We start from the raw sequence: 7,255 nt of genomic DNA, 5'->3' as shown, positions 1-7,255 counted from the left end.
GGGCTTCAGCACGAATGGACAGCCGGCCGCGAGCGCGGGCGCGACCTTGTGCGCGGCGAGGTTCAGCGGGAAGTTGAACGGCGAGATGAACGAGCACGGGCCGATCGGCACGCGCTTCGTGTAGCCCGTGTAGCCCTGCGCTCGCGCGGAGATCTCGAGGTTGACGATCTCGCCGTCGATGCGCACCGATTCCTCGGACGCGACGCGGAACGTATCGATCAGCCGCGTGACTTCGCCCTTCGAATCGTTGATCGGCTTGCCGGCCTCGATGCACAGCGCCTCGGCCAGCTCGTCGAAACGCTCGCGAAACCGCGCGACGCAATGATCGAGCACGGCCTGCCGCTTGTAGGCCGGCATCTCGCGCATCGGCTTGGTGGCGTCGACGGCCGCGGCGATCGCCGCATCGATCGCCTTCGCGTCGGCCAGCGCGACGCGCGTGGCGACCTTGCCGCTGAACTTGTCGGTCACCTCCAGATCGGTGTTCGCGTAGACGGCTTCGTTGGCGAGGTAATACGGATAGGTTTCCTTCAACATGGAACGACTCCTTCCTGTGAACGGGAATTCAAAGTTGCGCCGACAGGCGCTTGATCTCGCGGTTCAGCACGCGCTCGTTGTCCGAATAGTCGATCGGCACGTCGATCACGTGCACGCCCGGCGACGAGAAGCACTCGCGCAGCAGCGGCTCGAGATCGTCGGCCGACTCGACGCGGTGCCCGTGCGCGCCATAGCTTTGCGCGTACGACACGAAATCCGGGTTTTGCAGCGTCATCGCGAAATCGGGAAAATTCATGTTCTCCTGCTTCCAGCGGATCATCCCGAACGCGTCGTCGCGCAGGATCATCACGACGATGTCGAGCTTCAGCCGCACGGCCGTTTCGAGTTCCTGCGAATTCATCATGAAACCGCCGTCGCCGCACACGGCGATCACCTTGCGCTGCGGATGCACGATCTTCGTCGCGATCGCCGACGGCAGGCCGGCGCCCATCGACGCGAGCGCGTTGTCGAGCAGCAGCGAGTTCGGCTCGTGCGCGCGCCAGTAGCGCGCGAACCAGATCTTGTACATCCCGTTGTCGAGACAGACGATGCCGTCCACCGGCAACGCGTTGTACAGGTCGTTGACGATCCGCACCGGATACATCGGAAAGCGCGCGTCGTGCTGCCCTTTCTGCAGATGCGCGTCGAAATGCTCCTTGATCATCCGGAAGCGCTCGAAATCCCAGTGCGATTGCGGGGCCACCGCTTCCTTCATCTGCCACACCGCGTTCGCGATGTCGCCGACCACCTCGATCTGCGGGAAATAGACGGGATCGACTTGCGCGCCGAGGAAGTTCACGTGGATCACGGTCTTGTCGTCGGTGCGCATGAAGAACGGCGGCTTCTCGATCACGTCGTGGCCGACGTTGATGATGCAATCCGCGTGCTCGATCGCGCGGTGCACGAAGTCGCCGTCGGACAGCGTCGCGTTGCCGAGCCACAGCGGGTGCGTCTCGTCGATCACGCCCTTGCCCATCTGCGTCGTGAAGAACGGGATGCCCGTCTTGTCGACGAATTCGAGCAGCATCTTGCAGGTGGTCTTGCGGTTGCCGCCCGCGCCGATCATCAACAGCGGATGGCGGGCGGCCTGGATCGCGTCGACCGCATGCGCGACCGCCTTCTCCTCCGCCACCGGCCGCCGGCTGTAACTGCGCGGGATCGGCTTGCCGTCGCCCTCCTCGTGCGCGATGTCTTCCGGCAGTTCGAGGTGCGCGGCGCCCGGGCGCTCCTCCTCCGCGCGGCGGAACGCCTCGCGCACGGCCGACGGGATGTTGCCGATCGACACGATCTGCCGCGTGAACTTCGTGAGCGGCTGCATCATGTCGACCACGTCGACGATCTGGAAGTGGCCCTGCTTGCTGGACTTGATCGGCTTCTGCCCGGTGATCATCAGCATCGGCATCCCGCCGAGCTGCGCATACGCGGCGGCCGTCACGAAGTTCGTCGCGCCCGGCCCGAGCGTCGCGAGACACACGCCGGTACGGCCCGTGAGGCGGCCGTAGGTGGCGGCCATGAACCCGGCCGCCTGCTCGTGCCGGGTCAGCACGAGCTTGATCTTCGATCGCCGCAGCGATTCGAGCAGATCGAGGTTTTCCTCGCCGGGAATGCCGAACACGTACTCGACGCCTTCGGCTTCCAGCGCCTTCACGAACAGATCCGATGCTTTCATGGGGACTCTCGGTTATGCCGCCTGCCCGGCCTACGGACACGCGGCGTTCAGGACGCGCGCCGGCCTACGGCACGCGGACGCCTTACCTACCGGACACAGACCACGGCACTGCTCGCCGTGCGACACGCGATGCTCGGTGCGTGATGCGCGGCGGCGCCTCCGGATGCCGGAGGACGAACGGACTCGTCCGCGCGCGGCGAGCACGCACGGACGGCAAAGACGTTTTTGATTGTAGACGGATTCGCGGAATTCCGAATTCGACCGGATGGCCGGCTCCGGCCGCGCGGCAGCATCGGCCTGACGGCCAATTCGACCCGGAACGACGCGCGCGGCGCTACCGTAGGCGCAACCGATTCCTTTCCTCGAACATGTGAACCATGGTTTACATCCTGCAATCCGTGCCCTACAGTGCACCCACGTTCAGCATCCGGACCACCGACGTCTTCGACGCCTGGTTTGCCGGCCTGCCCGATCGCCTCGCCAAGCGCCGCATCCAGGCGCGCATCGACCGCCTGTCGATGGGCAATACGGGCGACTGGAAATCCGCCGGCGCTCCCGTCGTCGAAATGCGTATCGACCACGGCCCCGGCTATCGCGTCTACTACGTGAGGCGCGGAACGATATGGGTCATCCTGCTCTGCGGCGGCGATAAATCGACGCAACGAGCCGACATACGCGCCGCGCACGCAATGCTCGCGCACCTCGACATGGAGTGATCGATGGACAAGATCAACACGCGGCCGTGGGATTCGGCCGAACACCTGAAAACCGAAGACGACATGGCCGAGTACTTCGACGCATGCCTGCAGGAGGGCGGCGACGATCCGGCCTTCATCGCGCACGCGCTCGGCGTGATCGCCCGCGCACGCGGCATGTCGCAGGTCGCGCGCGATGCGGGCCTGTCGCGCGAAGGGCTGTACAAGGCGCTGTCGCACGACGGCAATCCGAGCTTCGGCACGATCCTGAAAGTCATCAAGGCGCTCGGCCTGCAATTGCACGGCGCCAAGGCAGCCGCGTAACCCGGCGGCGCACCGCAGCGCGCCACGGGCGCAACGCGCGTGCCCGCGTCAGTGCAGCCATCCGGCCGCCGAGCGCGGCGCGAGCGACACCAGATACAACCCGAGCCCGATCAGCCCGCCGACCAGCGTGCCGTTGATGCGGATGGTTTGCAGATCCTTGCCGATGTTCAGCTCGATCTGTCGCGACATCTCGCGCGCATCCCAGTTGCGCACCGTGTCGCGAATGTGACGCATCAGGAAATCGGCGAAATCGGGCGCCATCTCGTGCACGGCCTTCTCGACGTGCTCGTTCAGCGACGCACGCAGCGCCGGGCTCTCGGCGAGCCGTGCGCCGAGCCAGCCGCCGAGCGTCGCGGCCTGCCGGTGCAGCGCCGAATCGGGGCGCGCGAGATCGGCCTTCAGCCACGCGCGCAACTGGTCCCACAAATCGCGCACGTAGTCGTTGAACGCATCGCCGTCGCGGATATAGCGCTTGATCTCCTCGCCCTTCTCGATGAACGCCGGGTCGTGCTTCAGCCGTTCGGTCAGCCGCATGACCGTCCGGTCGAAGCGTTGCCGCAGCTCGTGCTCGGGGTCGGCCGCGACGCCCTCCAGCACGCGGCTCACCGCGCTCGCGAGCATCCGCGCGCCGTTTTCGCCGAACCACTGCGTCGGCATGATCTTCTCGACCTTCGGGTATTGCGTCTTCAGCCATTCGACGATGAAGCCCGCGATCACCTCGCGGTTCTCTTCCTTGTCGAGCACGTCGACCACCTGTTCGATCGCGTCGTCGAGCAGCGCCTGGTGGCGGCCGTCCTTCGTCAGCGTGTCGAGAATCGCGCCGGCCGATTGCGACAGGTCGACCCGGTCGATCACCGCGCGAAACGCATCGTGGACGAACGACTGGATCCGCGCGTCGTCGGTCATGTCGAGCGCGAAACTCATCAGCTTCGTCACGTAGCCGCCGAGCGCGTCGGTGTTCGCCGGCTCGCCGAGCCACGCGCCGAGTTTCTGCGCGGGGTCGTGCTGGCGGATCTGCGCGGCGAGCGCGTCGGGGCCGAGGAACTTCTCGCGCACGAACGCCGCGAGGTTGTCGGCGATCTTGTCCTTGTTCCTCGGGATGATCTCGGTGTGGCGCGACACGAACGGGATCGGCACGCGGCGGAACAGCGCGACGACCGCGAACCAGTCGGCGAGTGCGCCGACCATCGCGGCTTCGGCCACCGCCTTGCAGCCGTCGACCCACGGGCCACGCGGCAGCAGGATGGTGGTAACGAACACCGCGACGGCCGCCAGCAGCAGCCACAGCGCACGGCGCTTGCTTCGTTTCAGTTCGAGGGCTTTGTCTGGCGTCATGGGCAACCGGTGAAACGGCAATGCCGCTAATATGCACCGATCGCCGGCCCGCGACAAACCCGCGCGCATTGCGCGCGCCGGCCACGTTGTCCAAAACGGACTTCCTGCATGTCCGGCCATCCGCGCCGGCACCGGGCCCCGAGCGCCAACGCGAACACGGCCATGCGGACCGCGCTCGCGCACCGCGTCAGAGGAACGTCTTCAGATTGACTGCCGGATCGGCCAGCTTCACCGGATCGGGCACGGCCCCCGCAGCGATCAGCCGCCGCGATGCGCCGATGTCGCGCCCGAGGTTCGCCGCGGCCACCGCGACGATCTTCCCGTCGTCGCCGAGCCCGAACACCGCGAACGGCCCGCTCGCCGGATCGCCGCGCACGACGATCGTGCGTTCGCCGCCGAACAACCCGAGCATCTGCAGGTTGCAGTCGTACTGATCGGACCACAGCCACGGCAGCTCGGCATAGCGCTCGTCGGCGCCGAGCAGGTTCGCGGCCGCGACGGCCGGCTGGTTTTCGGCCACCTGCCACGATTCGATCCGCACATGCCGCCCGAGCAGCGGATTGAAGTGCATCGTCACCTCGCCCGCCGCGAAGATCGCGGCGTCGGCCGTGCGACAGCCCGCATCGACGCGTATCCCGTTGTCGACGTCGAGCCCGGCCGCGTGCGCCAGCTCGACGTTGGGCACCACGCCGATGCCGACCACGACGACGTCGGCCGGCACGTCGCCGCGCTCGGTCTCGACGACTGCGCCGCCGCCCGGCGCGCGGCGGATCGCGCGCGGCAGCGTCGCCATCTGAAAATTCACGCCGCGCGCATCGTGCAATTGCCGCGCATACGCGCCGACCACTTCCGGCAACGCGCGCTGCAGCAACCGCGGCGCCGGGTCGATCACCGTCACGTCGCAGCCGAGCTGGCGCGCCGCCGCCGCGACCTCGAGGCCGATGAAGCCGCCGCCGAGCACCGCCACGCGGCGCCCCGGCGCGAGTTGCGCACGCAACGCACGCGCATCGTCGACCGTGCGGACGTAGTGCACGGCGACACCTTCGTCGATCGCCCCGCCGAACGTGCGCACGCGCGAGCCCGTCGCGAGCACGAGCTTCGCGTACGGCAACGTCGCACCGTCGTCGAGCCGCACCCGCCGTGCGTCGCGCTCGATCGCATCGACGCGCGTGCCGAGCCGCAATTCGACGCGCTGCGCGTCGTACCATGCGGCATCGCGAATGAACGCGCGCTGCTCGCCGCCATCGCTCAACAGCGCGTCCTTCGACAGCGCCGGCCGGTCGTACGGCAACTCGCGCTCCGCGCCGATCATCACGATGCGCGCAACGGCGTCGCGCTCGCGCAGCGCCTCGGCCGTGCGCCGCGCCGCGTGGCCGGCGCCGACGATCACGAACGGGTCAGCCGACATTGACTTCCACCTGCCCGTCGACGATCCGGATCGGATAGACCCGCACCGGCTCGGTGATCGGCGCGCATTTCGGCGCGCCGGTGCGAATGTCGATCAGCCCCTGGTGCAGCGGGCATTCGACGCAGCCGTCCTCCACATAGCCTTCGGACAAGCGCGCATGACCATGCGAACACAGGTCGTGCATCGCGAACAGTTCGTCGCCGATCCGGAACACGGCGATCGGCTTCTGGCCGGCGACGCGCGCCGCCGGTTCGTCTTCGGAGAATTCGTCGAAAGCGCCGAGCGGATGCCACTCGGCCAGCGTTGCTTCAGTCATGTCGATTCCTTGCTTCGTCAGATCGGTCGGAGCGGTCAGATCGGCGTCGCGAGCAGCGTCTGCACGCGCGACGTGTCGTAGATCACGCGCTTGGTTTTGTAGCGCCAGCCGTCGGGCGTGCGCACGACCGTGTCGTAGTACTTGCCGGCCTGGTACACGTTCGATTCGCCGTTGCTGCGCGTCTGCACGACCACGTAGTTGCTCTCGGTATCGAACTCGCCGTCGCGTTCGGCGACGATCGTCAGGCCCGACGTCATGTGCCGGTAAGTGTGCTCCTCGTAGATGTTCGCGTGCCGCAGCGACACCACGCGGTCGCGCAGCATCCGCTGGTTCGTGCAGTGGACGATCCCGACCGGCAGCCCGAGATCGGCGTTCTCCTTCGGCACGATTTCGTACGTGCAATCCTCGGTGAACATCTCCGGCCAGTGTTCGAGCCGGTCGTTGTCGAGGTGCCCGATGTAGCGGTTCTGGAGCATGTAAATCTCGAACCACGTCTTCATGTCTTCCGTCATTTTTTGCTCCCGCCTCAATAGCCCATCAGTTCCTGGTAGCCGACCCAGAACTTGCGGATCAGGCTCTCGGTGATCACCGTGTCCTGTTGATCCGGATTGCCGCGCGACATCTCGATCACCGACGTCGCATCCGCATCGCGCACCGTGCCGCGCTGCACGAGCTCGGTCGCTTCGGTGTCCTCCATCGAGATGTAGCCGGCCGGCCCGACCAGGTTCGCCTGCTTGATGCGCAGCGCGCGCAGCTCGGGCGTGTCGTCCGCGTAACCGAAGAAGTGGAAGATCAGCTCGAAGTTGTCCGGCCCCTTCGGCAAAATCTGCCGCGCGACCAGCGTGTTGTGGATCTGCTGGATCACGAGCTGCGGGAAGATCGGCTGGATATGGTTCGTGCAGTCCTCGTCGTATTCCGATACGAGATCGAGGATCGATTCGTCTTCCAGATGAAAACCCTCGTCGAACGAGCGA

9 protein-coding genes are annotated in these 7,255 nt (G+C 66.5%); 2 read left to right on the top strand and 7 right to left on the bottom strand.

Features of this window, described 5'->3' with window-relative positions; genetic code table 11:
* Nucleotides 1-534: aldehyde dehydrogenase family protein (locus tag AC3IFE_RS31060; RefSeq protein WP_489194094.1), on the bottom strand; the 534-nt coding region annotated here is incomplete at its 3' end.
* Nucleotides 535-562: 28 nt separating this feature from the next.
* Nucleotides 563-2,203, bottom strand: coding sequence for an acetolactate synthase large subunit (locus tag AC3IFE_RS31055; protein WP_301738528.1), 1,641 nt, complete (start codon nt 2,201-2,203; stop codon nt 563-565).
* 377 nt (nt 2,204-2,580) lie between these two features.
* Here AC3IFE_RS31055 and AC3IFE_RS31050 point away from each other — a divergent pair, with 377 nt between their 5' ends.
* Nucleotides 2,581-2,919 (top strand): type II toxin-antitoxin system RelE/ParE family toxin, encoded by a 339-nt coding sequence (locus tag AC3IFE_RS31050; RefSeq protein WP_489194091.1) that lies wholly within the window; start codon nt 2,581-2,583, stop codon nt 2,917-2,919.
* Between the two features lie 3 nt (nt 2,920-2,922).
* Nucleotides 2,923-3,222, top strand: coding sequence for an addiction module antidote protein (locus AC3IFE_RS31045; protein WP_050017389.1), 300 nt, complete (start codon nt 2,923-2,925; stop codon nt 3,220-3,222).
* A 48-nt stretch (nt 3,223-3,270) separates the two neighbouring features.
* Here AC3IFE_RS31045 and AC3IFE_RS31040 read toward each other — a convergent pair whose 3' ends face one another.
* From AC3IFE_RS31040 to AC3IFE_RS31020, 5 genes are all read right to left on the bottom strand, one after another.
* Complete coding sequence (locus AC3IFE_RS31040; protein WP_489194089.1) at nt 3,271-4,557, bottom strand: DUF445 domain-containing protein; 1,287 nt, start codon at nt 4,555-4,557, stop codon at nt 3,271-3,273.
* 187 nt (nt 4,558-4,744) lie between these two features.
* Nucleotides 4,745-5,965 carry an anthranilate 1,2-dioxygenase system ferredoxin--NAD(+) reductase gene (gene andAa / locus AC3IFE_RS31035; protein ID WP_489194087.1) on the bottom strand — a complete coding sequence of 407 codons (1,221 nt, stop codon included), beginning with the start codon at nt 5,963-5,965 and terminating at the stop codon, nt 4,745-4,747.
* The gene (gene andAb, locus AC3IFE_RS31030; RefSeq protein WP_301738525.1) at nt 5,955-6,281 is read right to left on the bottom strand and encodes an anthranilate 1,2-dioxygenase ferredoxin subunit AndAb; all 327 of its coding nucleotides are present in this window, start codon (nt 6,279-6,281) and stop codon (nt 5,955-5,957) included. The genes andAa and andAb overlap by 11 nt, the downstream gene beginning before the upstream one ends.
* Nucleotides 6,282-6,316: 35 nt before the next feature.
* Entirely contained in the window at nt 6,317-6,793 is a 477-nt protein-coding gene (gene andAd, locus AC3IFE_RS31025) for an anthranilate 1,2-dioxygenase small subunit AndAd (protein ID WP_011548235.1), read from the bottom strand.
* Nucleotides 6,794-6,807: 14 nt separating this feature from the next.
* A partial coding sequence (locus AC3IFE_RS31020) for an SRPBCC family protein (protein WP_489194084.1) occupies nt 6,808-7,255 on the bottom strand: 448 nt, incomplete at its 5' end.

Source organism: Burkholderia sp. APQ4-4ca (assembly GCF_057837105.1).
Note: the sequence above shows the minus strand (reverse complement) of the source record. Positions and strands in the feature narration are given on the sequence as shown.